At 63.4% G+C, this 25595-nt stretch carries 24 protein-coding genes; 7 read left to right on the top strand and 17 right to left on the bottom strand.

All coding sequences use genetic code 11. The features are described 5' to 3' along the window. Window positions 1–9 precede the first annotated feature (9 nt). The 3 genes from U873_RS0103185 to U873_RS0103175 all read right to left on the bottom strand — a co-directional run bounded on the left by U873_RS0103185 (window position 10) and on the right by U873_RS0103175 (window position 2811). Window positions 10–216 carry a DUF1656 domain-containing protein gene (locus tag U873_RS0103185; protein ID WP_025126858.1) on the bottom strand — a complete coding sequence of 69 codons (207 nt, stop codon included), beginning with the start codon at window positions 214–216 and terminating at the stop codon, window positions 10–12. Next, window positions 203–2191, bottom strand: a complete 1989-nt coding sequence (locus tag U873_RS0103180) for an FUSC family protein (RefSeq protein WP_025126857.1) — start codon at window positions 2189–2191, stop codon at window positions 203–205. Before U873_RS0103180 ends, U873_RS0103185 begins: the two co-directional genes overlap by 14 nt. A 152-nt stretch (window positions 2192–2343) precedes the next feature. Beyond that, complete coding sequence (locus U873_RS0103175) at window positions 2344–2811, bottom strand: PA2169 family four-helix-bundle protein (RefSeq protein WP_011062859.1); 468 nt, start codon at window positions 2809–2811, stop codon at window positions 2344–2346. 206 nt (window positions 2812–3017) lie between these two features. Between U873_RS0103175 and U873_RS0103170 the strand changes: the two genes are divergently transcribed. Together U873_RS0103170 and U873_RS0103165 are read left to right on the top strand one after the other, a co-directional pair. Next, on the top strand, window positions 3018–3254 hold the full coding sequence (locus U873_RS0103170; protein ID WP_025126856.1) for a DUF3820 family protein: 237 nt from the start codon (window positions 3018–3020) through the stop codon (window positions 3252–3254). Window positions 3255–3268: 14 nt separating this feature from the next. Then, on the top strand, window positions 3269–4459 hold the full coding sequence (locus tag U873_RS0103165) for an aminotransferase class V-fold PLP-dependent enzyme (protein WP_025126855.1): 1191 nt from the start codon (window positions 3269–3271) through the stop codon (window positions 4457–4459). Window positions 4460–4615: 156 nt separating this feature from the next. Here U873_RS0103165 and U873_RS0103160 read toward each other — a convergent pair whose 3' ends face one another. The 3 genes from U873_RS0103160 to zwf are packed head-to-tail and all read right to left on the bottom strand — an operon-like array spanning window position 4616 to window position 7468. Then, window positions 4616–5281 carry a bifunctional 4-hydroxy-2-oxoglutarate aldolase/2-dehydro-3-deoxy-phosphogluconate aldolase gene (locus U873_RS0103160; protein ID WP_025126854.1) on the bottom strand — a complete coding sequence of 222 codons (666 nt, stop codon included), beginning with the start codon at window positions 5279–5281 and terminating at the stop codon, window positions 4616–4618. Window positions 5282–5298: 17 nt separating this feature from the next. Continuing rightward, a complete protein-coding gene (gene pgl, locus U873_RS0103155) occupies window positions 5299–6012 on the bottom strand; it encodes a 6-phosphogluconolactonase (protein WP_025126853.1) in 714 nt (237 codons plus the stop codon). Next, window positions 5999–7468: a glucose-6-phosphate dehydrogenase gene (gene zwf / locus U873_RS0103150; protein WP_025126852.1), complete on the bottom strand. Its 1470-nt coding sequence runs from the start codon at window positions 7466–7468 to the stop codon at window positions 5999–6001. The genes pgl and zwf overlap by 14 nt, the downstream gene beginning before the upstream one ends. Window positions 7469–7791: 323 nt before the next feature. Here zwf and U873_RS0103145 point away from each other — a divergent pair, with 323 nt between their 5' ends. After that, window positions 7792–8652: a MurR/RpiR family transcriptional regulator gene (locus U873_RS0103145; RefSeq protein ID WP_170001736.1), complete on the top strand. Its 861-nt coding sequence runs from the start codon at window positions 7792–7794 to the stop codon at window positions 8650–8652. 42 nt (window positions 8653–8694) lie between these two features. On the opposite strand, the gene U873_RS0103140 is transcribed toward U873_RS0103145, so the two are convergent. The 11 genes from U873_RS0103140 to edd all read right to left on the bottom strand — a co-directional run bounded on the left by U873_RS0103140 (window position 8695) and on the right by edd (window position 22199). Next, window positions 8695–9549: a D-hexose-6-phosphate mutarotase gene (locus U873_RS0103140; protein ID WP_025126851.1), complete on the bottom strand. Its 855-nt coding sequence runs from the start codon at window positions 9547–9549 to the stop codon at window positions 8695–8697. Window positions 9550–9692: 143 nt separating this feature from the next. Further along, a complete protein-coding gene (locus U873_RS0103135; RefSeq protein WP_025126850.1) occupies window positions 9693–11042 on the bottom strand; it encodes a carbohydrate porin in 1350 nt (449 codons plus the stop codon). Between the two features lie 88 nt (window positions 11043–11130). After that, on the bottom strand, window positions 11131–12291 hold the full coding sequence (locus tag U873_RS0103130; protein WP_025126849.1) for an ABC transporter ATP-binding protein: 1161 nt from the start codon (window positions 12289–12291) through the stop codon (window positions 11131–11133). Between the two features lie 3 nt (window positions 12292–12294). Further along, window positions 12295–13140, bottom strand: coding sequence for a carbohydrate ABC transporter permease (locus tag U873_RS0103125; protein WP_025126848.1), 846 nt, complete (start codon window positions 13138–13140; stop codon window positions 12295–12297). Continuing rightward, a complete protein-coding gene (locus U873_RS0103120; protein ID WP_025126847.1) occupies window positions 13133–14041 on the bottom strand; it encodes a carbohydrate ABC transporter permease in 909 nt (302 codons plus the stop codon). Before U873_RS0103120 ends, U873_RS0103125 begins: the two co-directional genes overlap by 8 nt. A gap of 161 nt (window positions 14042–14202) precedes the next feature. Further along, the gene (locus U873_RS0103115) at window positions 14203–15495 is read right to left on the bottom strand and encodes an ABC transporter substrate-binding protein (protein ID WP_025126846.1); all 1293 of its coding nucleotides are present in this window, start codon (window positions 15493–15495) and stop codon (window positions 14203–14205) included. Between the two features lie 116 nt (window positions 15496–15611). Next, window positions 15612–16871 (bottom strand): AGE family epimerase/isomerase, encoded by a 1260-nt coding sequence (locus tag U873_RS0103110; protein WP_025126845.1) that lies wholly within the window; start codon window positions 16869–16871, stop codon window positions 15612–15614. 228 nt (window positions 16872–17099) lie between these two features. Next, window positions 17100–18569, bottom strand: a complete 1470-nt coding sequence (locus U873_RS0103105; RefSeq protein ID WP_025126844.1) for an ATP-binding protein — start codon at window positions 18567–18569, stop codon at window positions 17100–17102. Continuing rightward, on the bottom strand, window positions 18559–19290 hold the full coding sequence (locus U873_RS0103100; protein ID WP_025126843.1) for a response regulator: 732 nt from the start codon (window positions 19288–19290) through the stop codon (window positions 18559–18561). The genes U873_RS0103105 and U873_RS0103100 overlap by 11 nt, the downstream gene beginning before the upstream one ends. 129 nt (window positions 19291–19419) lie before the next feature. Next, window positions 19420–20376: a glucokinase gene (locus U873_RS0103095; protein ID WP_025126842.1), complete on the bottom strand. Its 957-nt coding sequence runs from the start codon at window positions 20374–20376 to the stop codon at window positions 19420–19422. Next, window positions 20373–22199: a phosphogluconate dehydratase gene (gene edd, locus U873_RS0103090; RefSeq protein WP_025126841.1), complete on the bottom strand. Its 1827-nt coding sequence runs from the start codon at window positions 22197–22199 to the stop codon at window positions 20373–20375. Before edd ends, U873_RS0103095 begins: the two co-directional genes overlap by 4 nt. Before the next feature lie 223 nt (window positions 22200–22422). Here edd and gap point away from each other — a divergent pair, with 223 nt between their 5' ends. The 4 genes from gap (at window position 22423) to U873_RS0103070 (ending at window position 25585) form a co-directional block, all read left to right on the top strand. Next, window positions 22423–23427 (top strand): type I glyceraldehyde-3-phosphate dehydrogenase, encoded by a 1005-nt coding sequence (gap, locus tag U873_RS0103085; protein ID WP_025126840.1) that lies wholly within the window; start codon window positions 22423–22425, stop codon window positions 23425–23427. 15 nt (window positions 23428–23442) lie between these two features. Continuing rightward, window positions 23443–23907: a methylglyoxal synthase gene (locus U873_RS0103080; RefSeq protein ID WP_025126839.1), complete on the top strand. Its 465-nt coding sequence runs from the start codon at window positions 23443–23445 to the stop codon at window positions 23905–23907. A gap of 74 nt (window positions 23908–23981) precedes the next feature. Beyond that, complete coding sequence (locus U873_RS0103075; protein ID WP_025126838.1) at window positions 23982–24500, top strand: RNA polymerase sigma factor; 519 nt, start codon at window positions 23982–23984, stop codon at window positions 24498–24500. Between the two features lie 113 nt (window positions 24501–24613). Beyond that, window positions 24614–25585, top strand: coding sequence for a FecR domain-containing protein (locus U873_RS0103070; protein ID WP_025126837.1), 972 nt, complete (start codon window positions 24614–24616; stop codon window positions 25583–25585). Window positions 25586–25595: the final 10 nt, after the last annotated feature.

The following is a 25595-nucleotide window of genomic DNA, read 5'->3' as shown; positions in this document are numbered from 1 at the left end:
ATCAACTCCTCATAAAGGTCCGAGAACGACCGTGATCAGCGTCAACACGCAGACGTACAGGGCACAATCGAACAGTGCCTCGTGCCAGATCCAGCGACCTAGCCCGGCAAAACGCACCAACACGCGCAAGACACCGGTGACAACCAGCGCCAGCACCACATAAATCAGGAACGGGCTGAGCAGCACCCCGCCCAACGACCACTCACGCAGCCCCATGACTTTCCTCCTGCTGCCGGCACCAACTGCGCCAGCTGTTTTGCAATTGCAGCACCGCACCCTGGGCCAGCTTCAGGGCATCACTGGCAGGCTGCTGCCCGAGGGATTCGAGCAAGGCGGCACTGGGCGCGACCAGGGCATCCTGGCGACTGCCCGCCGGGCCTTGTTCCAGGGTGCGCTGCAAGTGTTCGAAATACGCCCGCTGAGCCGCACTGACCGGAACTTGAGCCACCGCCAGGCTCAGGCGCAGGTGCATCAGTTCGTCACCGATATCCAGGCCCAGCAAACCATCGTCCCAACGGCTGCGGGCCGGCTCCGGCAGTTCCGGGTAATGCCGGGCCAATTGCAGCAGGCGATCGGCCATGCGTCCGCCAAACCAGCTTTCCGCCCCCCGCAGGTTGCGCCGGGTCAGGCGCACCAGGTCGCTCAAGGTCGCCGCCAGCAGGCGCCGGCCATGCCAGGCCGGGTTACGCAGGATCAGCAGGTGGAAGGCCAGCACCGCGGCGCCCACTCCCAGGACCATGGCCTGGGCATTGTTGAAGAAACTGGCAACATCGAAACTCATGCGGTTCATCGGTGAGATCAGCACGATGAAGTGCAGGCAGAACGAGGTCGCCGTAGCGCCTATCTTCGGGTTGGCCATGCCCAGGGCACCGAGAAACAGCGGTACGCCCATGGCCATCGCGAGCATCCCAAAGCCGCTCCACTGGGGCAGCAGGATCTCTCCCACGAGGAATGCTGCCGGGATCGCCAGGAAGATCCCGCGCATGAAGCTCATGCCGATCTGCGCGCCATTCTCACGGCTGGCAAACAGGCTGCAGACCACGCAGGTCAGGAGCATCGCTCCCGAGGCCGCAGGCCAGGCGGTGGCCATCCAGAAACTGGCCACCGTCAGGAATGCCAGGGCGCTGCGGGCCCCGAACACCAGGGCCAACGACAGGTCACGGTGGGGGGTCAGGGTCGCCGGCTGCTCCAGCGGTGCCCGCCCCTGTTGCACCGCATCCAGGGCCTGGGTCGCCGCCAGAGCGGTGTCCAGCAACAAGGCAAATCGCGCCAGGCAAAAACCTTGCGCCGGGCTGATCGACGGATCGCGGGACGCCTGCAGCAGACGCGAGCGCAGCGCCTGCAGGCCAGAGCCCTCGGCGGCGGCCAGGGTTTCCTGTACCTCCGCCATCCAGCCCTGCAGCTGCCGGGCCTCATCGGCGTCCAGTTGCTTCCACTGGCGCCGTACCGAACGGGAGATCCGCAACAGCATCAGCAGTTTCTGGCTCAGGCCACTGATGGCCCGGGCCCGCTGCCGGCCCGACGGCCCCTCAAACCAGGCATGTTCACGCTGGGAATCCACGGCGACGATGCGTCCGAGTATCTCCAGCAGCCCCTTGCGTGCCAGGGCATCGCCGGCCAGGGTCGCGCGGGCTGCCTGCATCCCGCTTTGCCAGGCAGCACGGGCCTGATCGGCCAGCTGGCGCTCGACCCGCATCGGCCAGATTAGCGCGCTGCTGGCGGTGGCGCAGATGATCCCCAGGGAGATTTCCGTGCAACGCGCCACCGCCTGGTCGAATACCCCCAGGGGATGGCTGATGGCGGGCAAGGCAATGATCGCCACGGTGTAGCCGGCCAGCACGAAGGAATAGGACCAGGCGCTGCGCAGCAAGGTGGAACTGGCGGTGCACACCCCCAGCCACAACGCCAGGGCCAGCAGGAACAACCAGGGCGTCTGGGCGAACAGCCCCATGAACAGCACCGACATGATGGTCCCGATCAGCGTCCCCAGCAGCCGCGCCAGGCCTTTTTGCAGCACCATCCCGGAAAGCGGCTGGGCGACGATGAACGCCGTCATCAGTGCCCAGGCAGGCTGCTCCAGCCCCCAGCGCAATGCCAGCCACAATGCCAGACCACCGCCGAGCAGGGTCTTGATCGCGAATTGCAGCGCGGAGCGATTGGGAGCAAGCAAAGCCTGCAGGGTTATAGGCACGGACTGAGACTCTTGGAGGGACGAATTAACGATAGTCGCGATGGCCACGGGCGGGCACAGGCTAATTATTAGCTAACTAAATGTCGTCCAGCACTAAATCGCGGCCATAAAAAAACGCCAGACTGGCTGGCGTTTTTGACAGGCTCTAGTCGTTACGAACGAGCACGAGCCTGGTTACGCAGGGCTTTCACCTGGTCATGATTGCGTTGCACACCATGGTACTGGCGCTCTACCACATCACGGATGCCCACCAGGTTGTGCTTGTTGATTTTCTCCAGGGCCTCTTTATAAGCCTTGAGTGCATGGTCCTCGCCACGCTCGGCTTCGTTGAGCACCGCCTCCTCGTCCTTGCCGGTCACCAGCGACTTGAGGTCGACCCAGCGACGGTGCAGATCGCCGCTGACGCTGGTGGAGGTCTCTGGATCACCGCCCATGGAACGTACCACCGACTGCAGTTCGGCCGCGGCAGTGGCGCAATCGGTGGAGCGCTTGATGAACAGCGCCTTGAGCTCAGGATGCTTGATGTCTTCGGCACAGGTCTTGAACCCTTCCTGGCCGTCCTTGCTGGTCTCGATCAGGCTGTTGAGTACCGAAATCGCTTCTTTATTCAAGTCAGTCATTTTCTGGTTCCTTGCGGGTTGCGAGAGTTGAGTTAACTGTTGCACCCGCCATGCCAGACCTGAAATTTTTAAATATTACTTATTTTTCAATAAGTTAAAAATTAATGAACCATCTGTATCCGCGTTATTTGCATGATCTGTCATTTGGCCTGCATGCAGAATGCCTGTATTTTCCAGGACGTTCGAATCACACCACGGCGATCGCCATGACTCCTGAAACACTTGAACTGCTGATCACCCGGGAAATGCCCTTCGGCAAGTACAAGGGCCGCATCCTCGCCGACCTGCCCGGGCCCTACCTGAACTGGTTCGCTCGCGAGGGCTTCCCCAAGGGCGAGCTCGGCGGCCTGCTGGCCCTGATGCAGGAGATCGACCACAACGGCCTGTCCGACCTGCTCGACCCGCTGCGCGCCAAGCACGGCAAACCCAAACCCCGCCACTAATAAAGAGCTCCGCCATGCCAAGGACAGCCGCAACACTCGCCCGTGATGAAGAGCACTGGCACGGCATCGCCCGGCAATTCGAGATCGAGCCCGGGCCGATCAACCTGGAAAATGGCTACTTCGGGCGCATGACCCGCAAGGTGCTGGAGGCCTATCAACACAACCTCCAGTGGGTCAACCGCAGCAACTCGGTACATGTGCGCCAGCGCTTCGAACAGACCGAGGCGCTGCAGATCCGCCGACAACTGGCCGAGCTGCTGGAGGCACCGGAGAATGCCGTAGCCCTCACCCGCTGCGCCTCCGACGCCCTGCAATCCCTGATCCGCAACTACAACCGGTTGCAACCGGGGGACCAGGTGCTGCTCAGCGACCTGGAATACGACACGGTAAAAAGCGCCATGCGCTGGCTGGCGCGTCAGCGTGGGGTCGAGGTGATAGAAATCCAGCACCTGCACCCCGCCAGTTTTGACAGCCTTGTCGACACCTATAAAACGGCTTTGCAGCGTCACCCGCGAATCAGGCTGATGCCCCTGACCCATGTCACCCACCGCAGCGGCCTGGTGATGCCGGTCCAGGCGATCGCCGCAGTGGCCAGGGAGTTCGGGGTCGATATCATTCTCGACGGTGCCCACGCCCTGGGGCAGATCGACTTCGACCTGCCGCAACTGGGCATCGCCTTTGCCGGGTTCAACCTGCACAAGTGGATAGGCGCGCCCCTGAGCCTGGGCTTTCTCTATATCCACCCGGACCGCCTGCACGACATTGACCCGGACATGGGCGAATTCCACTTCCCGGCCGACGATATCCGCGCCCGCACGCCCTACAGCACGCCCAACATTCCCGCGCTGATGACCTTGCCCCAGGTGTTTGAAGAGCACCGCGCCATGGGCGGCTCGGCGGCCAAGGGCGCGCGCCTGAACTACCTGCGGGAAACCTGGACCGAGGCCGTGCGCGAGGTCCCCGGGATCGAGGTCATGACCCCGCAGGACCCACGCCTGTGCTGCGCCATCAGTGCCTTGCGCTTCACTCGGCACCCGGATCAACAAGCCCTGGTGGATCGTCTGCTGCGGGACTACAACCTGTTCACCGTGGCCCGCAACGGCGCCGGCTTCGGCCCCTGCATCCGCATTACGCCTGGGCTGGCAACGCCCCTTGGGCACATGCAACAACTGGTCGAGGCCCTGACCGAACTGGCGAGCCAGTAGAGACCGCGCCCTGTCGCCGCGCCCCAAAACGGCGGCGACAGGACGCCTGCCCGGGCCAGCAGGATCCCTCGGCACTTTCTCCAGGCAAAAAAAAACGGTGCACCGACCAAGCGCACCGTAAAGCCGTAGAACACACCAACGAATCGGGTAAAACCTTCAGTCCAGCAGGGCCAGGGCCTCTGCCGTGCACTCTTGAATCCGTGCCCAGTCGCCGTTCCTGACCCATTCCGGATCCAGCATCCAGCTACCGCCCACGCACATCACATTCTTCAAGGCCATGTAGCTCTTGATATTGGCCGGGCCAACACCGCCAGTCGGGCAGAACTTCACCTCGCCGAACGGACCGCCCAAGGCCTTGATCGCCGCTACACCGCCACTGACTTCCGCCGGGAACAGCTTGAAGCGACGATACCCCAGGGCATAGCCCTCCATGATTCCCGAGGCGTTGCTGATCCCCGGCAACAGCGGAATCGGGCTGGCCACGCTGGCTTGCAGCAGGTCACGGGTGATCCCCGGGGTGACGATGAACTGCGAACCTGCCGCTTCTGCCGCCAGCAGCATCTGCGGGTCGAGCACGGTGCCGGCACCGGTCAGCAGTTCCGGACGCTGCTCGCGCAGGATCTGGATGGCCTTGAGGCCAAACTGCGAACGCAAGGTCACTTCCAGGGCCGTCAGGCCGCCGGCCGCCAGGGCGTCCGCCAGGGGCAGCACGTCCTGTTCACGGGCAATGGTGATCACCGGCAGGATCCGCGCCTTGGCGCAGAGGCTGTCGATCAGGGCAACTTTGTCCGCCATGGAAACGGTCGGGGCGAGGTTTGTCATAGCGGCTGATCCTTGGCTCATGGGCACCAGTAAATCTCTAACGGGGGTTGCAGGAAGGCGCGAATCGGCATTTCGGCGACAATGTCACCCGCCAGTGCCGCACTCAGGGTGGTCAGCTTGGACTGACCGGAAATCGACAACAGGCTATGGCGGGCCGATGCCAGCAAGGCCCGGCTCATGCTCAGGCGCTGGTGCGGCACGCTCGGCGCCAGCATTGGCCAGCAACGGCGACTGCCGTCGAGCTTGAGCGCCTCGGCCAGGTTCGGGCTGTTGGGAAACAGCGAGGCGGTGTGCCCGTCATCGCCCATGCCCAGCACCAGCACATCGATGCCCGGCAACTCGCCGAGCAACCGGTCGGCCTGCAGCGCAGCCTCTTCAAGGCTCGCCGCAGCACTGTAGAGGCTGAGAAAGCGCGCCTTGGCCACGGGCCCCTGAAGCAGGTAGCGCTTGAGCAGGCCGGCATTGCTGTCGGCGTGTTCCACCGGCACCCAACGCTCGTCCGCCAGGGTGATCAGCACCTTGGACCAATCCACAGGCTGTTGCACCAGCGCCTGGAAGAACGCCACCGGGCTGCGCCCGCCGGAAACCACCAGGGTCGCAGTACCCCGCGCGGCAATGGCCTCGCGCAGCAACTCGGCGACCTTCACGGCCTGCCCCTCGGCCAACAGCGCCGGGTTGCGAAATTCATGGGCGCGCACGCCCGCCGGCAGTTGCAAATCAGATATCGCCATACCAAGACCTCCCATCCCGCGCGATCAGTGCGATGGAGCTCATCGGCCCCCATGACCCGGCCGCATACGGCTTGGGCGCGTCACCGGATTTCTTCCACCCAGCGATCAACTGGTCACACCACTTCCACGCGGCTTCGATTTCATCTTTGCGGACAAACAGGTTCTGGTTGCCGCGCATCACTTCCAACAACAAGCGCTCGTAGGCGTCGGGGATCCGCGCACTGCGATAGGTATCGGAAAAATTCAGCTGCAGCGGACCACTGCGCAGCTGCATGCCCTTGTCCAGGCCTTGCTCCTTGGTCATCACCCGCAGGGAAATGCCTTCGTCCGGCTGCAGGCGGATGATCAGCTTGTTGCTGATCTGCAGGCGCTGCTCGGGGGCGAAGATATAGTGCGACGGCTCCTTGAAGTGGATGACGATCTGCGACAGTTTCTGCGGCATGCGCTTGCCGGTGCGCAGGTAGAACGGCACCCCGGCCCAACGCCAGTTGCGAATGTCGGCACGCAGGGCGACGAAGGTTTCGGTGTCGCTCTGGGTGTTGGAGTTTTCCTCCTCCAGGTAGCCCGGCACCGTCTGGCCTTCGCTGTGCCCGGCGATGTACTGGCCGCGCACCACCTGGGTGGTCAGGCCTTCCGGGCTGATGGGCGCCAGGGCCTTGAGCACCTTGACCTTCTCGTCACGGATGCTGTCGGCCGAAAGGTCGGCAGGCGGGTCCATGGCAATCAGGCAAAGCAGTTGCAGCAGGTGATTCTGGATCATGTCTCGCAGTTGGCCGGCCTTGTCGAAATAGCCCCAGCGACCTTCGATGCCCACCTTCTCGGCCACGGTGATTTCCACGTGGGAGATGTAGTTCTGGTTCCACTGGGTTTCGAACAGGCTGTTGGCGAAGCGCAGGGCAATCAGGTTCTGCACCGTTTCCTTGCCCAGGTAGTGGTCGATCCGGTAGATGCGGTTTTCCGGGAAGAACTGCGCCACCGCGTCGTTGACCTTGCGCGAGGAGTCCAGGTCCGAACCGATGGGTTTTTCCAGGACCACGCGACTGTGCTGGTTGAGCCCGACCCTGGACAGGTTCTCGCAGATCGCGCCGTAGACTGCCGCCGGGGTAGCGAAGTAGGCAATCAGCCGTTGCTCGCTGCCGGCGCGCTCGGCCAGGGCGATGTAGTCCTCGGCCTTGAGAAAATCCACGTGCAGGTAGCTCAGGCGAGCAAGGAAGGTCCGCAGGACCTCGGCATCGATGTCCTTGTCGCCGACGTACTTGCGCAGCTCGGCTTCGATATTGGCCAGGTGCTCCTGCTCGCTGCCCGGCTCACGGGCCAGGGCGAGGATCCGCGTGTCGTCATGCAGCAAGCCGGCGGCATCGAGTTGGTACAAGGCAGGAAACAGCTTACGCAGCGCCAGATCGCCCAGCGCGCCGAACAAGGCAAAGGTGCAGGGTTCAACCGTAATCGAAGGCATGATGTTTGTTCTTTTATCAAGTTAAGCTACAAATACCTTTTTTCAAGGCATCACTCAAGGAAAAATGTAGTAATAAACACAACATTTTTACAAAATACAGATTCCAGGTGGTGGTCGATCCGGGCCATCAGTAGGATAGGCCACCTCTCAACTTCGCATTGCAGGCACGGTACCGACCCGGCACGCAGCGCAATCACCGCAAGCTTGGAAGGCAGCAACCGACGCTCCAGCGTCCTCTGCCCTTCCCGCCCGGCTGAATTGCCCGCCTCCCGCTTCTGCCCTCAACGCCTGTCTAGCCGATCTAGGAAACCTGAATGGACCGAGTGCGAAATCTTCTGGAGCAGATCCAGAACCGCCTTGAAGAACTGAACAAGGCGGAACGTAAAGTCGCCGAAGTCATCCTGCTCAACCCGCAGCAGGCGACTCGCTTCAGCATCGCTGCTCTGGCCCAGGCCGCTTCGGTCAGCGAGCCGACGGTGAATCGCTTCTGCCGCTCCTTTGGCGTCAGCGGCTACCCGGAACTCAAGCTGCAACTGGCCCAGAGCCTGGCCAGTGGCGCGGCCTATGTCAGCCGCGCGGTGGAAGCCGACGACAACCCCGAAGCCTACACGCAAAAGATCTTCGGCAGCGCCATCGCCTCCCTCGACAGCGCCTGCCAGGCCCTGGACCCGAACCTGATCAGCAAGGCCGTTGACCTGTTGATCCAGGCGCGGCAGATCCACTTCTTCGGCCTCGGCGCCTCAGCCCCGGTGGCCATGGATGCGTTGCACAAGTTTTTCCGCTTCAACCTGGCCGTGACCGCCCATGCCGACGTGCTGATGCAGCGCATGATTGCCTCGGTGGCCCACACCGGCGAATTGTTCGTGATCATTTCCTACACCGGCCGTACCCGCGAACTGGTGGAGGTGGCGCGCATTGCCCGGGAAAACGGCGCTTCAGTGCTGGGGCTGACCGCAGAAAACTCGCCCCTGGCCAAGGCCAGCACCTTGAGCCTGAACATCCCGCTGCCGGAAGACACCGACATCTACATGCCGATGACCTCGCGGATCATTCAGCTCACGGTGCTCGACGTGCTGGCCACCGGCATGACCCTGCGCCGCGGCGTGGATTTCCAGCCACACCTGCGCAAGATCAAGGAAAGCCTCAATGCCAGCCGTTATCCGGTGGGCGACGAGTTCAACTGAACCAGCCAGCGCCATCGGCAGCCGACCGGGCGGCACAGCAACCTAGCCTGCCGCCCGCGCCTGCAAGCTCAGGTGGGCCTGTTGACCCGGTGCCAAGCACAGGCTGTCGGTGCCCCCGGCAGCCGCTTCGACACAGACGAAGCGCGACACCTCGTTCCAGCTCACCCCCAGCAAAGGCCGGGTGCCCGGGTGCCAGACCACGGTATCCGCATCCTCCCCGGTATCGATGCACAGCTCGCGCTGCCAGGCGTGGTCCTTGAGCTGCAATTCCCCTTCGTGCTGAAACACCCGCTGGCAGCCACCCTGCACCCGCAACTCGCCCTTCTGCTCGCAGGCCTGGCGGTTCAACTGGTCGTAACCTTGAGCGCCGTCGAGCCCAGACAGCGCTACCTCGCCCACGTCGCCAATACGCCAATAGGCGTGCAAAGCCTGGCTCAACTGGCAGGGTTCGCTGTCCTGATGCTCGGTGCTCAGGCGCAGATCCATGCCCTGGCCCAGGTGCGCATGCAGCTCGACCTGCCAGTCGCACAACTCTAATTGCCAGTGCAAGCGCACACCGTCCGGATCATTGCTGCTGTCCAGCAGTTTCCAGTCCAGCAGGCGTGCCCAGCCATGGGAGGGCCAGGCGTTTTCGCTCGGGTGTCGGCCATACCAGGGCCAGCACACCGGCACCCCACCACGGATCGCCCCCACCTGCGGCCACTTCGAGGCACACCACAACCACGGCTTCTGCCCGGTCGGCTGAAAGTGCAGCAACTGCGCGCCCTGGCGACTGAATACCGCCTGGCACAGCGGATGGTCGATCACCAGCACGTCGCGCATCTGGTAGCGCTCCCATGCAAACACCGGGCGCTCGCGCAGGGATTTGAAAAAGCGTTGTAGCGGATGCTCATGCATGTGCCGCGGTCCTGAAAATCATGGGGTACCCATGCACGTTAGTGTCGGCTGACACTGGCCTGGTCCGGCGCGTCCCAAAAAAAAGCGGACAGCCAGGGCCATCCGCAATATGCGCACAGAGAAAGGAGCTTATCGCAACAACGTTAGAACACCGACTGAATTTTCAAGCCGGCCACCAGGGCGTTGTCGACCTGGTCCACGCCACCGGGATGGGTGATGTATTGCAGGTTGGGCCGTACCGTCAGCCAGTTGGTGACGTGGAAGCCGTAGTTGATCTCATAGTTGTATTCGGTGTCGCGCAAAGGCATGTACAGCGGGTTGTCGTAGTTGCTGATGCCGTTGTCCTCGTTGATCAGCTGGGCGTTCTTGCGCACATCGTCGTTGACGTGGATCCGAGCAAAGCCGATGCCGACGTCATCTTTCGGACGCGCATCGAACGGCCCCTTGTACACGAACATCAGCGACTGGTAGTTGTCGACGACGTTGGTGTCCTTGTCGTGGAAGGTGGCGTTGGCGGCGATGTTCAGACCCCGGGAAGCGTCGCCGTTGTGGGTGGTGAGTTGCTGCTGCCCGACGAACCAGTAACCGTGCTTGCTGTTGTGCACGCGATAGGCGTCGCCGGTGTCCGCGGCATCCTGACCATTGACGTCCTTGCGCACATCATTGGCATCGGCCGTGCTCTTGTAGTAACCGACGCGGTACTCGCCCGGCAGGCTATTGAGCTTGGGCGACCAGACCAGTTCCACCGGCAATACGGTGCCCTTGGTACCACTGCCGCTGAGCTTGAAGCCGTTGCCGTGCTCCAGTTGCGACGGGTTCTGGTTGTAGGCGCCGATCTGCGCATACAGCTCAGGGGTGATGTGGTACTTGATGCGCAGCGCCGCCTGGCTGACCGGCCAGTTGTACCAGATGCCGGTGGCCCAGTTGCCCACCTGAGAGCCGCAGAACGCCAGGTTCTGGAAGTCGCAAGGGAAGGTGTTGAAGTCTTCGCCTTCGCCGAAGTAGCCGGCCTTGACGTCCAGCTTGCCGTCGAGGAACTGATGCTGGATCCACAATTGGGTCAGGCGGACCATATGGCCACGGCCATAGACTTCCTGGGAGGAACTCAAGGTGCCGGCACGCGGGTCGCCGATACGGTCATTGGAGATGTTCTGGCCGTTACGGTTGGTCAGTTGGACCTTGGCCTGGGTGTTGTCCCAGCCCAGCAGTTTCTGCAGGTCGAACGCCACGCCGAGACCGAACTGGTCGCTGTAGCGCCCGGTCTTGTCGTCGTTGTAGCCGCCGTGGAGGTTGGCGCCCATTTCACCGACGTAGTCGGCCTTGATGTCGATGCCCTGCTCGATCAGCTTGGTGCGCTCGCCGCCCCAGTCGCCGGTCATCCACTTCGACTCGGAACTGAAGGCATCGTCAGCGTGGGCGCCACCGGCCAGGGTCATCGCCGCAATCGCTGATAACTGGCAGATCAAGCGTGCGTTGGTGCTCTTGTTTTTCATCCCTACATCCTCGTCTTTATTGTTATTAACGATTTGCCTAACGCGGTTTACAGCCGTTGCGACGGATGACAGGCCATCCGCCACGGATTCAGCGCCCCTTGAACTGCGCCACGTTGCCGCTGCGTGCCTCAGACGCCGGCAGGCCGGCCTTCCCCAGGCGCTCGCCGCTCTGGGCGTCGAACAGCAGGACCCGGGCCGGATCGAACTGCAGTGTCAGGGTTTCCCCCGCCTCCGGGGCCTGGTCCGGCGCCAGGCGACAGCAGACCTTGGTGCCATTGAGGGTGACGAACACCAGGGTGTCGGGACCGGTGGGCTCGATCACCTGGACCTCGGCACGAATGCTCGGCAGGCCATTGGCTTCGGCCGAAGCCAGGGAGATTTGTTCCGGACGAATACCGAGGATCACCTCGCGATCCTCGAGGCCGGCGTCCTGCATGCCCATGGGCAGCTCGCAACGGGCCTGGCCGCTGTCCAGCAGGGCCAGCAGGCGGCCGTCCTTGCGTTGCAGGCGCAGAGGGATGAAGTTCATCGGCGGCGAACCGATGAAGCTCGCCACGAACAGGTTGGCCGGGTCGTTGTAGATCTGCTTCGGGGTGCCGAACTGCTGGATGATCCCGTCCTTCATCACCGCCACCTTGTCCCCCAGGGTCATGGCTTCGATCTGGTCGTGGGTGACGTAGACCGTGGTGGTTTTCAGGCGCTGGTGCATCAGCTTCATTTCCGTGCGCATCTCCACCCGCAGCTTGGCGTCGAGGTTGGACAGCGGCTCGTCGAACAGGTAGATCTTCGGCCGCCGCGCCAGGGCCCGGCCCATGGCCACCCGCTGCTGCTGGCCGCCGGACAGCTGGCCCGGCTTGCGCCCCAGCAGGTGCTCGATCTGCAGCAGCTTGGCCACCCGCGCCACTTCCGCATCGATGTCGGCAGTGGGCATCTTGCGGATCTTCAGGCCGAAGGCGATGTTGTCGCGCACGCTCATGGTCGGGTACAGCGCGTAGGACTGGAACACCATGGCGATGTCGCGGTCCTTGGGGCTCATGCCGCTGATGTCGGCGTCGTCCACCAGGATCGCCCCGCCACTGATGTTCTCAAGGCCGGCGATGCAGTTCATCAGGGTCGACTTACCGCAGCCGGACGGGCCGACGAGGATCAGGAACTCACCGTCGTCGATCTTCAGCTCGATGTTCTTCAGGGTGTCCGGCAGGCCGGCACCGTAGGTCTTGTTGACGTTGCGTAATTCGAGAGTTGCCATGCTTTACCCCTTGACCGCGCCGGACGTCAGCCCGCGCAGGAAATACTTGCCGGCGAAGATGTAGACCAGCAGTGTCGGCAGCCCGGCGATCATCGCCGCTGCCATATCAACGTTGTATTCCTTGGCCCCGGTGCTGGTGTTGACCAGGTTGTTCAGGGCCACGGTAATCGGTTGCGCGTCGCCACTGGCGAACACCACGCCGAAGAGGAAATCGTTCCAGATCTGGGTGAACTGCCAGATCAGGCAGACCATGATGATCGGCACCGACATCGGCAGCAGGATCTTGCCGAAGATGGTGAAAAACCCGGCGCCGTCCAGCCGCGCGGCCTTGACCAGGGCATCCGGCACACTCACGTAGTAGTTGCGGAAAAACAGCGTGGTGAAGGCCAGGCCGTAGACCACGTGCACCAGCACCAGGCCGGTGGTGGTATTGGCCAGGCCGAACTTGCCGAGGGTGAAGGACGCCGGCAGCAGCACGGTCTGGAACGGCAGGAAGCAGCCGAACAGCAGCAGGCCGAAGAACAGCTGGGAGCCGCGAAAGCGCCACATCGACAGCACGTAGCCGTTCATCGCGCCAATGAAGGTGGAGATCAGCACCGCCGGCACGGTGATCTTCACCGAGTTCCAGAAGTAGCCGCCCACGGTGTCCCAGGCCTTGATCCAGCCGATGCCGTCCACCACCTGGGGCCAGCTCAGCAGGTTGCCGGTGCGGATGTCCTCCGGGGTCTTGAAGCTGGTGAGCAGCATCACCACCAGAGGGATCAGGTACACCGCCGCGGCCAGCAGCAGCGTGGCGTAGATCGCGACCCGGCTGATATTCAGCCGCGGCTTGAGCAGCGAATCAGTCATGACGTTTGCCTCGCAGCTCGGAATACAGGTACGGCACCAGGATGGTCAGCACGGCGCCCAGCATCAGCATGGCGCTGGCCGAACCTATGCCCATCTGGCCACGGCTGAAGGTGAAGGAATACATGAACATCGCCGGCAGGTCGGAGGAGTAGCCGGGGCCCCCGGCGGTCATCGCCGCCACCAGGTCGAAACTCTTGATGGCGATGTGCGCCAGGATCATGAAGGCGCTGAAGAACACCGGGCGCAGGCTCGGCAAGACGATCTTCAGGTAGATGGTCGGCAGGCTCGCGCCGTCCACCTGGGCGGCGCGGATGATCGACTGATCGACACCGCGCAACCCGGCGAGGAACATCGCCATGACAAAACCCGAGGCCTGCCACACGGCGGCAATCACCAGGCAGTAGACCACCCGGTCCTGATCCACCAGCCAGTCCAGGCGAAAGCCTTCCCAGCCCCAGTCACGGAGCATCTTGTCCAGGCCCAGCCCTGGGTTGAGCAGCCATTTCCAGGCGGTGCCGGTGACGATCATCGACAGCGCCATGGGGTACAGGTACACGGTGCGGATGAAGCCTTCCTTGCGGATGCGCTGGTCCAGCAGCACCGCCAGGAACACCCCCAGTACCAGGCTGATGCCGATGAACATGCCGCCGAAGAGCGCAAGGTTCTTGCTCGCCACCCACCAGCGGTCGTTGTCCATCAGGCGCAGGTATTGCTGCAGGCCGACCCACTTGTAGCTCGGCATGAAGCTGGAATTGGTGAAGGACAGAATGAACGTCCAGATGATGTAGCCATAGAACCCCACCAGCACGATCACCATGCTTGGCGCCAGCACCAGCTTGGGCAGCCAGCGCTGCAGTGCATCTAACGGCGAGGCTTTGCTGAAAACCGCCACAGAGCTCATCGGAATAACCCAGTTGAAGAAATGGAGCCTCTGCCTGTAGGAGCCGGCTTGCCGGCGAACGGCACGACACGTTGTGCCGGGCACAGCGCTGCGCCGGCGAGCCGGCTCCTACACAGGGAGAGGTGGACAAGGGGCCGCAGGCGAACCTGCGGCGCCGGACCTTACTGCGCGGCCTTGACCGCCGAAGCCAGTTGCGCACTGGCCTTGGCCGGGTCCGCATCCTTGTCGTTCATGAAGTTGGTCACCACGTCGAAGATCGCGCCCTGCACCGCCAGGGAAGTGGCCATGTTGTGCGCCATGCTCGGCTGCAGGCCACCGGTCTTCTCGTCGGCCAGGAAGTCCTTGGCGGCGGCCTGGGCACAGGAGTCGAAACCTTCGGCGCTCATGTCGTTGAGCATGTCGGTACGCACCGGGATCGAACCCTTGTTGATGCTGAAGACCTTCTGGAAGTCCTTGCCCAGGGCGACCTTGGCCAGGTCCTGCTGCGCGGCGATGTCACCCTTGCGGTCGGCCTTGAGCTTGAACACCGCCAGGGAGTCGATGTTGTAGGTGAAGGCCTTGTCGGTGCCCGGGAACGGCACGCACTGGTAGTCCTTGCCGGCGACTTTCTTCGCCGCGGTCCACTCGCTCTTGGCCCAGTCGCCCATCATCTGCATGCCGGCCTTGCCATTGATCACATCAGCAGCGGCAATGTTCCAGTCGCGCCCGGCACGGTTGGGGTCCATGTAGCCGGTGAGTTTCTTCAGCTCGGTGAAGGCCTTGGTCATTTGCGCGCCGGAAAGGGTTTTCTGGTCCAGGTCCACCAGGGCTTTCTTGTAGCCTTCGGCGCCCATTACCGACAGCACCACGTCTTCGAACACAGTGCTGTCCTGCCACGGCTGGCCGCCGTGGGCCAGGGCGATGAAGCCCGCGGCCTTGAGCTTGTCGCCAGCGGCATAGAATTCTTCGAGGGTGGTCGGGGCCTTGTCGATCCCGGCCTTCTTGAACACCGCGGGGTTGATCCACAGCCAGTTGACCCGGTGGATGTTCACCGGCACAGCCACGTAGTCACCTTCATATTTGACTGTGTTGGCCACCTTGGGCGAGAGCAGGCTGTCCCAGTTCTCGGCCTTGGCCACGTCCTTGAGGGTGTCGGTGCTGAGCAGGCCGGTGCTGCCCCATTCCTGGATGTCCGGTCCCTTGATCTGCGCGACACCAGGCGGGTTGCCGGCCACCGCGCGGCTTTTCAGCACGGTCATCGCGGTGGAGCCGCCACCGCCGGCCACGGCGCCGTCTTTCCAGGTGAAACCGTCTTTTTCCACCTGGGCCTTGAGCACATCGACCGCGGCCTTTTCGCCACCCGACGTCCACCAGTGAACAACCTCCACCGAACCTTTGGAGTCGGCGGCGAGGGCACTCAGGGGAAACAGAGAGGCAAGGGAAATGACCGTGGCGAGGCGAGAAATCGCATTCATTTGAAGTACCTTTCTTGTTGTTATGCATGCAAGTCTGGTGCTTGCGCTGCAAACGAGTCTAAACAGCCTAGTCGAACCTTCAGGTAACGAAGCGACGGTGAAATGTCACCACATGGTTACACAAGCCCCGGAACAGACACCTGGGCCAGGGCCGAAGCCATGCTCGGGGCCAGCGGCAGGCGCGGAATCAGCACGGCTTGCCAGGCGTGATAGAGGTCCGGCTTGCCCCCCCAGATCTCGGCACTGGGAGCATTGTCCTGTCCCAGTTCGTGGTGCCAGCTGCCGTGCTGGCGATCGATGAAATGCGCCTCGCAAAACTCCCAGAAGCGCCGGTACCAGGTTTCGTAGTGCGCTTCGCCAGTACGCTTGAGCAAGGCGCTGGCCGCGGCGCTGGCTTCGGCATGGGTCCAGTGCAGGCGCTGGCGGACCACTGGCCGGTTGTCCCAGTCCAGGGTGTAGACAATGCCCGGAGCGCCGTCCACATTCCAGCCGTTGCGGCAGTTGCTCTGGAACAGTCGCTGGGCATCCAGCGCCAGCCAGCCGGGAGTCAGCATGCCGGCCTGGCCCCGGGACGCTTCCAGGTGCAACAGCAGCCGCGCCCACTCGAAACCGTGTCCCGGGGTGGTGCCGAAGGGGCGAAAGCCGTCGGCGGGAAAGGCCCGGTTGTACTCGCGAAGGGGTTGCCAGGCCAAGTCGAAATGCTCGACCACCATGAAGTCGTTGTCGGCGGCGTGGATGTGGATCACCCGCTCGACGATGCGCAGGGCGCGATTGAGCCAGCGCGGGTCCTGGGTGACATCGGCCAGGGCCAGGAAGGCCTCGGTGGCGTGCATGTTGCTGTTGGCCCCGCGATAGGCCTCCTGCTCGCTCCAGTCGCGGTTGAAGGACTCGGCCATGGCGCCCTCCTCTTCGCGCCAGAAATGTGCATCGATGATACGGATGGCCTCCGCCAGCAAGGCATCGGCGCCAGGACGTCGAGCGACCACGGCAGAGCTCGCGGCCAGGGCGACAAAGGCATGCAGGTAGGCGGCCTTGCCGTCGTTGCCATCGCCCTGCCCGGCCACCGCGAACCAGCCACCGTGTTCGGCGTCGCGCAGGGGGCCGGCCAGGGCCGCGATGCCATGATCCACCAGCCCGGCATAACCCGGCAGGCCCTGGATATGGGCCATGGCGAAGCTGTGGGTCATGCGGGCGGTGTTCATGGTTTCAGCGTGCGCATCGGCCGCCAGCCGCCCTTGAGCGTCCAGGTTGCCGAAACCCTCGGCGAGCCGCGAAGCCTTGGCGAAATCCAGCAGTCGCAGGCCTTCGGCGGCCAGCCAGGCATGATGGGCGGGAGTGTTCAGCCAACTGCTGAAGGGCTGGGGAAAAGAGCTCATGGGCGACCCGTTGTTTTTTTTATCGAAGGTTTGAGTCTAATCAAGCGGCCGGCAACCGCAGGTAACGAAGGACCAGCACAATGTCACTGACCGGTGACATTTCACCACCCCGTAGCAGCCGGCTGGCCGGCGAAGAGGCCCTTGGGTCCTGTGCTGCCCTGGAAGACGCATTCGCTGGCAAGCCAGCTCCTACACAAGCCAGCTCCTACGCAAGTCAGCGCCGGTCGTTCAATCGAAGGTCCGGGGCAGGTACAGGGTCACTCGCAGGCCGCCTTCGCGCAGGTTCTGCAGGCTGACTTCACCGCCATGGCTATGGGCAATGTTGCGGGCGATGCCCAGGCCCAGGCCATAACCCTGCTGCTGCCCGGCCAGGCGGAAATGCGGCTCGAACACCTGCTCCAGTCGCTGCTCCGGCACTCCGGGGCCTTCGTCGTCCACATGCAGGACAAAACCGTTGTCATCATCCTCGATGTGCAAGTGAGCGTTCTGTCCGTACTTGAGGGCATTGTCGATCAGGTTGCCCATGCAGCGCTTGAGCGCCAGGGGCTTGCCCGGGTAGCTGGCCAGGGCCTGCCCCTGCTGGGTCACCCGGCCGTTGCCGTTGGGTGCCAGGTAGGGCTCCACCAGGCAATGCAGCACATGGTTCAGGTCCACCGGCTCGATGTTCTCGTGGATATCGGTGTCCTTGACGCACTGCAGCGCCCCCTTGACCAGCAGCTCCAGCTCATCCAGATCACGACCGAACTTGGCCTGCAGTTGCTCGTCCTCCAGCAGCTCCACCCTCAGCCGCAAGCGGGTGATGGGGGTGCGCAGGTCATGGGAGATGGCACTGAACAACTGGCTGCGCTCGGTCAGGTAGCGACTGATGCGCTCGCGCATGCTGTTGAAGGCGCGCCCCACTTCCACCACCTCGCTGCCGCCGCCCTCCGCCACCGGCTCGACATCGGCCCCCAGGGACATGTCCCGGGCCGCCCGGGCCAGGCGCTTGAGGGGCCGGCTCTGCCAGTGCACCAGCAGGCCGATGAACAACAGCAGGAAACCGCTGGTGAGCAGGATGAACCACACCTGCTGCGCCGGCAGGCCCTGCTCTTCAAGGCTGGTGTAAGGCTCGGGCAGCAGCGAGGCGATGTACAGCCACTCGCCCGGGGCCATCTGGATCTGGGTCACCAGCACCGGTGGATTCACCGGTTCCAGGGTCAGGGCGTAATGGGCCCAGGAACGTGGCAATTCGTCGAGCTTCAGGCCGCCATTGAAGATCCGCAGGTCATCGGGGCTGACAAAGGTCACGGAAATATCCGCGTCATTGCCCAGGGACTGGCGCAGCACCTGCTCCACCGCCTGCAGCACCGCCTCTTTGCGCGGGGTGGCCGGCAGCACCTGCATGCCCAGGGGCTTGTCGTTCAGGGTCACGACAAACCGCGTGCCGCCCATGCTGCGCAACTGGTCGAGGACCAGGGGCCGGTAGGCCACCGGCAGCGAGCGCAGGTAGCTGACGCTGGCGGTCATCGAGTGGGCCAGGCTGCGGGCACTGGTCACCAGCCCTTCGAGTTGGGTGGCGCGCAGTTGCGAGACCCAGATCACGCTGGACAACGCCTGGGCGAACAACACCGCCAGCAGGGTCATCAGCAGCATCCGTCCCAGCAACGAACGGGGCACCGGCACCCGCCGCAGCATTGCGCGCAAGGCTTCAGTGACCATTGCCGGCAACCACATTGGCCGCCAGCTGATAACCACTGCCACGCACGGTGCGAATCAGCCGTGGCGGCTTTTCCGTGTCCCGCAGGCGCTGGCGCAAGCGGCTCACCGCCATGTCGACGATACGGTCCAGGGGCATCAGGTCGCGCCCGCGGGTGGCATTGCCGATGGTGTCGCGATCGAGGATTTGCTGGGGGTGGTCGAGAAACAGCTTGAGCAGGGCGAAGTCGGCCCCGGAGAGAATCACTTCCTCGCCATCGGCGTGGAACAACCGGTGGCTGACCACATCCAGGCGCCATTCATCGAAGCACAACACTTCACCGGCGACCCGTTCCTGGGTGAACTGAACGCGCCGCAGCAGGGCCTTGATCCGCGCCTGCAGTTCACGGGGGCTGAAGGGCTTGCCCAGGTAATCGTCGGCCCCCAGCTCCAGGCCGATGACCCGGTCGGCCTCGTCGGAACTGGCGGTGAGCATGATGATCGGCACCTGGCTGCGCCGCGGGTGCTGGCGTATCCAACGGCACAGGCTGAAGCCGTCTTCATCCGGCAGCATCACGTCGAGGATCACCAGGTCGCTGGGGGCATCGCTCAGGGCCTGGCGAAAGCCGGCGCCGTCGGCGGTGCTGCGCACCTGGAAACCACAGCGGCTGAGGTAGGTTTCCAGCAGCTCGCGAATTTCCTGATCATCGTCAACCAACAAAATCGACTTACTGACTGAACTCACCGGGGCCGTCCTTATGGTTGGGGAGGGAGCGCGATTATAAGCAGCCTGGCGCCAAAGCCGCAGATTGTGTTGGCGGGCCTGCCCGGGCAATCGCTGCGGGGCAGGCCACCTCCACCCTGACCGGCCAGGTCAGGCCGAGGCTTGCTCCAGAGCCACGCCGGCACCGGTCAGGCCGGAATAGGGCGCGGTGACCAGCCACACGGGAATGCCCTTGAAGTAGTCGCTCATGCAGCCTTTGTCGGCAAAGCTCTGGGCAAAGCCGCTGTGGATGAAAAAGTCGGCAAAGCGCGGAATCACCCCGCCGACGATGTACACCCCGCCCCGGGCCCCGGTGGTCAGCACGTTGTTGCCCGCCACCCGACCCAGCCAGCAACTGAACTGCTCCAGCACTTCCCGGGCGATCGGGTCGCCCGCCAGCCCGGCGGCGGTGATGGCCTCCGGAGTGTCGAGTTGCGGCGCATGGCCGTCCACGGCGCAGATCGCCCGGTAGACCCTGGGCAACCCGCTGCCGCTCAGGGCCGTCTCGGCGCTGACATGGCCGATTTCATCGTGAATGTGCTGCCAGAGCTGGGTTTCTCGCGGGCTGCCCAGGGGCAGGTCGACGTGGCCGCCCTCCCCCGGCAAGGCCATGTAACGCCCCTCGCCGAAATTCAGCAGGGTACCCACCCCCAAGCCCGTGCCCGGGCCGATCACCACCGCCGGACGCGAGGGTTCGGCGACCCCCTCGCACACCACGCGAAACTCATGGGGTTGCAAACGGGTCATGCCCAGGGCCATGGCCGAAAAGTCGTTGACCAGCAGCAACCGGTCGACCTGCAAGGCCTGGCAGAAGGCCTCGCGATTCAGCTGCCAGTGGTTGTTGGTAAAGCGGAACTCGTCCCCACTGACCGGGCCCGCCACCGACAGGCACACCGAGCCGATGCAGCCCAGGGCCAGGCCCTGCTCCTGCAGGTAGGCCTTGATGGCGTCCTCCGGGCAGCGATAGTCCGCCGTCGCGTGGACCTGGATCGCCTCCAGCCGTTGATCCTTCCACAACGCGAACCGCGCGTTGGTACCACCGATATCACCGACCAGGGCCAGTTTCACTTGAGCGTCTCCAGAGCAGAGGTAAAGGCGCTGGCGCCCTGCTCTGCCGAGCTGAAGGCCATGCGCATGAAGGCGAAGAGTTCGCGGCCGCTGCCGACGTTGTTGCCCAGCAGGCCCTGGGCCGGTTCTCGGGCAGCGAACTCGGCGGCGTCCACCTTAAGCTCAAGGGTGCCTTTTACGCCATCCACACGAATGATGTCACCGTCCAGCACCCGGGCCAGCGCGCCGCCCATCTGGGCTTCGGGGCTGACATGGATGGCTGCCGGGATCTTGCCCGAGGCACCGGACATGCGCCCGTCGGTGACCAGTGCCACCTTGAAACCGCGATCCTGCAACACGCCGAGGAACGGGGTCATCTTGTGCAACTCGGGCATGCCGTTGGAGCGCGGGCCCTGGAAGCGCATCACTGCGACGAAGTCTTTCTCCAGCAGGCCGGCCTTGAACGCGTCGGCCAGGTCCTGCTGGTCCTGGAACACCACGGCCGGAGCCTCGACGATCTGGTGCTCAAGGGCCACGGCAGAAACCTTCATCACCCCGCGCCCGAGGTTGCCTTCCATGACCCGCAGCCCGCCTTCCGGCGAGAAGGCCCGGGCCACCGGCCGCAGGATGTTTTCGTCGAGGCTTTCGATCGGCCCTTCGCGCCACACCAGCTTGCCGTTGTCGAGGAAGGGTTCCTGGGTGTAGCGGCTCAGGCCACGCCCGGCCACGGTGTTGACGTCTTCGTGCAGCAGGCCGGCTTCCAGCAGCTCGCGAATCAGGAACGACATGCCCCCCGCCGCCTGGAAGTGGTTGATGTCGGCCTTGCCGTTGGGATAGACGTGGGACAGGGTCGGCACCACCTCGGAAAGGTCGGCCATGTCCTGCCAGGTCAACTGGATGCCCGCGGCCATGGCAATCGCCGGCATGTGCAGGGTGTGGTTGGTGGAGCCGCCGGTGGCGTGCAGGGCGACAATGGAATTGACCAGCACGCGCTCGTCGACAATCTCGCCGATGGGCATGAACTGGCCGCTCTGCTTGGTCAGGCGAGTGACCTGCTGCGCGGCCTCAAAGGTCAGGGCATCGCGCAGAGGGGTGTTGGGGTTGACGAAGGAGGCGCCAGGCAAGTGCAGGCCCATGACCTCCATCAACAGCTGATTGGTATTGGCGGTGCCATAGAAGGTGCAGGTGCCGGGGCTGTGGTAGGACTTCATTTCCGACTCCAGCAGCTCCTCGCGGCTGGCCTTGCCTTCGGCGTAGCGCTGGCGCACATCGGCCTTCTGCTTGTTGGAAATCCCCGAGACCATCGGCCCGCCCGGCACGAAGAGGGTCGGCAGATGGCCGAAGCGCAGGGCGCCCATCATCAGGCCCGGAACAATCTTGTCGCAGATCCCCAGCATCAGCGCGGCATCGAACATGTTGTGGGACAGGGCCACCGCCGTGGACAGCGCAATCACCTCGCGGCTCGGCAGGCTCAGTTCCATGCCGGCCTCGCCCTGGGTCACGCCATCGCACATGGCCGGGGTGCCGCCGGCGAACTGCCCCACCGAACCGATCTCGCGCAGGGCGCGCTTGATCTGCTCGGGAAACACCTCGTAAGGCTGGTGGGCGGACAGCATGTCGTTATATGACGAAACAATTGCCACGTTGGCCGCATTCATCATCCGCAGGTTGTGCTTGTCGTCGGTGCCACAACCGGCCACGCCGTGGGCGAAGTTCGCACATTGCAGCTTGCCCCGCTGCGGGCCATCGCTGGCGGCATCGCGGATCAGTGCGAGATAGGCCTGGCGAGTGGCGCGACTACGGGCGATAAGCCGTTCGGTGACCTCAAGAACGCGGGGATGCATGTGTAGAACTCCAGGCTAACGGATGTGGCGACCTGTTTGTCTATGCTGGTCAGAAGCACCGCCGCCCAGGAAGAACGGAGGAGATTCCTGACCATTTGGACCAGTTGATTCAGGTCACTCGTTGTAGATAAAACAAAATATTGCCACTAAAAAGGCTTGTTTTCTATTTCTATGCGAATAATCTTGTAATTCCAACAACAAATTTAACGACAGGCGTTTGCACATGACTCTTCGAATCGCAATCAATGGTTTTGGCCGCATCGGCCGTAACGTCCTGCGCGCACTCTATACCCAAGGCTATCGTCAGGATCTGCAGATCGTCGCCATCAACGATCTGGGTGACAGCGCGATCAATGCCCACCTGCTCAAATACGACACCGTCCACGGCACCTTCGACGCTCAGATCGAGCACGATCAGGAAAGCCTCACGGTCAATGGCGACCGCATCGCCGTCAGCGCCATCCGCAACCCGGCCGACCTGCCCTGGGCCGCGGAAAAGATCGACGTGGTGTTCGAATGCACCGGCCTGTTCACCGAGCGCACCAAGGCCGCGGCCCATCTTACTGCCGGCGCCCGCAAAGTGATCATCTCGGCCCCGGCCAAAGGTGCCGATGCCACCGTGGTCTATGGAGTCAACCACGACATCCTGCGCCAGTCGCACCAGATCATCTCCAGCGCTTCCTGCACCACCAACTGCCTGGCGCCGGTGGCGCAGGTGCTGCACCGCGAACTGGGTATCGAAAACGGTCTGATGACCACCATCCACGCCTACACCAACGACCAGAACCTCACCGACGTCTACCACACCGACCCGTACCGCGCCCGCTCGGCGACCCAGAACATGATCCCGAGCAAGACCGGCGCCGCGGAAGCCGTGGGCCTGGTGCTGCCGGAACTGGCGGGCAAACTGACTGGCATGGCCGTGCGGGTACCGGTGATCAACGTCTCCCTGGTGGACCTGACCGTGACCCTCAAGCGCGACACCAGCGTCGAGGAAGTCAACGCCCTGCTCAAGAGCGCCAGCCAGCACTCGAAGATCCTCGGCTACAACACCCTGCCGCTGGTTTCCAGCGACTTCAACCACAACCCGCTGTCGTCGATCTTCGACGCCAACCACACCAAGGTCAGCGGCGGCCGCCTGCTCAAGGTCCTGGCCTGGTACGACAACGAGTGGGGGTTCTCCAACCGCATGCTGGATAACTGCCTGGCCCTGTGCAACGCGGAATAAAACGGACGGTCGTCGATGATCGGTATCAGTTTCACGCACAAGACCATGGCGGCGCGCAAACGCATCGCCCTGGTCGCCCATGACCACTGCAAGGCCTTTCTGCTGGAGTGGGCCGAACGCCAGAAGTCCCGGCTCGCCGAACATCAACTGGTTGCCACCGGCACCACCGGCCTGCTGCTGAGTAAGCACCTGGGCCTGCCGGTGGAAAGCATGATCAGCGGCCCCCTGGGCGGCGATCAGCAACTGGGGGCGCAGATCGCCGAGCAGCGGGTCGACCTGCTGGTGTTCTTCTGGGACCCCTTCGAACCTCAGCCCCACGATCCGGACATCAAGGCCCTGCTGCGAGTGGCAGCGGTGTGGAACATTCCTGTGGCCTGCAATGAATGCAGCGCCGACTACCTGCTCAGCAGCCCGCTGATGAACCAGGCCCACGAACACCGGATTCCCGACTATCAGGCCTACCTGGCCGGCCGGGGATAATTCACACAGGGCTTGACCATTGGTGTAGATGACAATCATTATCATCTGCTGCACAAATTGGATCAGGCCTTGCTGTGAGTCAATCGCACTTCAATCACGTCTTCCTCACCCAACGGATTTCTCTGCTGCGAACGCTGGAGCGGATGGTCAACAACCACAGCACCGCCGAAGACCTGCTGCAGGAGACCTATCTGCGGGTGACCCGCGCCCTCACCGAACGGCCGATCACCCACCTTGAGCCCTTTGTATTCCAGACTGCGCGCAACCTGGCGCTCGATCACCTGCGCGCCCGACGCATCCAGGGCCGCATGCTGCTCGAAGACGTACCGGCAGACGTGGTGGAAAACATCGCCGCCCCGGTCAGCAGCGCCGAAGATGCCGCCCACGCCGAACAACTGCTGGAACGCCTGAACCTCAGTCTCGGCCAGCTCAGCCCGCGCCAGCAGCAGATTTTCATCCTCAGCCGCCTGCACGGCCATAGTTACCAGGAAATCGCCGATGAACTCGGAGTGTCCCTGAGCACGGTGCAGAAGGAACTGAAACTGATCATGGCGATTTGCATTGGCGTCGCCGAACGTCTCGACGGTCAGTGAGTCTCAACGGCTAATCAGAATGACTGCGTCAGCGCCATGCCTTTGTTAACCTTGGCCGGCTTTCGCTCTCTCTTGAAAAAACAGCTGTGCACAGACACAGCCGAGGAACACCCGTGACGGATTTTCACAGCGCCGAGCCGCCTACCGCTGCCGGCTCGCACTCAAGCAACCTTGCCATGGATCAGGCGCTGGATTGGCTGATCGAGCTGGAACATCCGAACGAGGAGCAGGTGCGCCAATTCCACCAGTGGCTGGCCGCTTCGCCACTCAACGCCCAAGCCTTCGAAAAAGCCCAGGCCCTGTGGGATGGTCCCCAGGTGGCGCAATGCGCCCTGGCACTTGCCTCCCCGCCACCCAAGGTCTCGCGCCTGGCCCGCCTGCGCCCCCACTGGAAACCCCTGGCGACCGCCGCGATGCTGCTACTCGGGCTGTTCAGTTTCAGCAATCTGCCCCTGCGCCTGCAGGCCGACCATCTGACCCAGGTCGGCGAACGCCAGCGCTTGCAGTTGGAGGATGGTTCGAAAGTCCTGCTCAACACCAACTCGGCGTTTTCCAGCGATATCGACGATCACCAGCGGGTAGCCCGGCTGTACCAGGGTGAAGCCTTCTTCGAGATACCGGCCAGCCGCGAGCTGCCTCTGGAGTTGGACGCCGGCCCGGTCCGCGCCAGCGTGCGCGACACCACGTTTGCCGTGCGCTACCTGGACGGCGTCGCCCAGGTCCAGGTGCAGCGCGGCGACATCGACCTTCGGGCCACCCACGCCGACCAGCGCCTGCGCCTGTCGGCCGGGGAAAGCGTGCGCGTCGGCCCCCAGGGCTTCGATCGCCCGGCCAAGCTCGATGCCGCCAAGGACCTGGCCTGGGTCCAGGGCCGCCTGGTATTCGAAAACTGCCCAATGAGCCAGGTGCTGGCCGAACTGCGCCGCTATTACCCTGGCTGGATCGTCAACAACAACGAGCACCTGGCGCAGGTCGCGGTGACCGGCAACTACCGCCTGGACCAGCCCCTGGACGTGGTGCGCTCCCTGGCCCACATCACCTCGGCACGCTTGTCGGAGTTCCCCGCGCTGGTGATCCTCAACTGAGAATAATTAT

Origin of the sequence: Pseudomonas sp. PH1b, from assembly GCF_000633395.1 — a bacterium.
Classification (GTDB): domain Bacteria; phylum Pseudomonadota; class Gammaproteobacteria; order Pseudomonadales; family Pseudomonadaceae; genus Aquipseudomonas.
Note: the sequence above shows the minus strand (reverse complement) of the source record. Positions and strands in the feature narration are given on the sequence as shown.